General features: G+C 36.3%; 2 protein-coding genes. Both read left to right on the top strand.

Annotated features, from left to right (window positions below):
- Positions 1–114: 114 nt before the first annotated feature.
- Entirely contained in the window at positions 115–702 is a 588-nt protein-coding gene (locus VXQ92_RS19375; RefSeq protein WP_000885644.1) for a lipocalin family protein, read from the top strand.
- 108 nt (positions 703–810) lie between these two features.
- The coding region (locus VXQ92_RS19370) for an EamA family transporter (RefSeq protein ID WP_416682894.1) at positions 811–1,196 on the top strand (386 nt) is incomplete at its 3' end.

Raw genomic sequence — 1,196 nt, 5'->3', positions numbered from 1 at the left:
AAAGCGCAAATGTTGCAATAAATGGATACATAACACTACATGATTTGTTTAAAAAACAAGCTATTGTAGATATTTGAGTTATTTTGTATTCACAACAAAGAGTTGAGGGCAACAATGGCATTTCGAAATAATGTTCCGCAAGCCAGTTGGCGCTTGGCAAAAATTGCATTGGGCGGTATTGTTCTGACTGGCTTGGCTGTCGGAACATATGCCTATGCCCAGCAGAAGCCTCTACCTACAGTCGATAAGGTTGAATTAGACCGTTATTTAGGTGTGTGGTATGAAGTCGCGCGTAAACCTGCTTTTTTCCAAAAAAAATGTGCTTACAATGTATCTGCAACCTATACCTTAAATGAAAATGGAAACATAGTTGTAGATAACCGCTGCTACGATAATCAAAAGCAATTACAGCAATCTATCGGTGAGGCTTTTGTAGTTAATCCGCCGTATAACACGAAATTAAAGGTAAGCTTTTTACCCGAGGCTGTAAGATGGATTCCGATAATTCGTGGAGACTACTGGATTTTAAAGCTCGATGAAGATTACCAAACAGTTTTGGTAGGCGAACCTTCCCGAAAATATCTTTGGGTTTTATCTAGAACGCCACATCCACACAAAGAAGTGGTTGATGAATATCTAAATTATGCAAAAACATTAGGATTTGATATTCGAGATATTATTCATACCGAGCATAAAGAATAAATATATGCTGCTTAAGAAAAAACCATGTTTTCGCATGGTTTTTTCTTTTTTATAGTGGATAAATCAAGTATTGTATCGCTTTATTTTTCTTAAAGTATAAAGAGGTTAGTGATGTTAAAGGGCGTGATTTTGTCTGTCATGGCATCATTAACTTTTGGTGTTCTTTATTTTTATACTCAATTACTCGGCCAGCTTGATAGTGAACAGACTTTCGGATGGCGTATTATTGCGACTTTGCCATTTTTAACTTTATTTATGTGGTGGAGTGGTGATTTAAGCCATATTAAAAATATATATCAACGTATTTTAGCGAAACCTTCTTTACTTCTATTACTCATTACAACATCCATTTTGACTTCGGTGCAGTTATGGCTGTTTTTATGGGGGCCTATGCATGGACGTGGTTTGCAAGTTTCTTTGGGATATTTCCTGTTACCGCTTGTTTTGGTTTTAGCGGGTAGTGTCTTATATGGAGAGAAAATATCGAAATTTCA

Source organism: Acinetobacter sp. 228, assembly GCF_048147885.1.
Note: the sequence above shows the minus strand (reverse complement) of the source record. Positions and strands in the feature narration are given on the sequence as shown.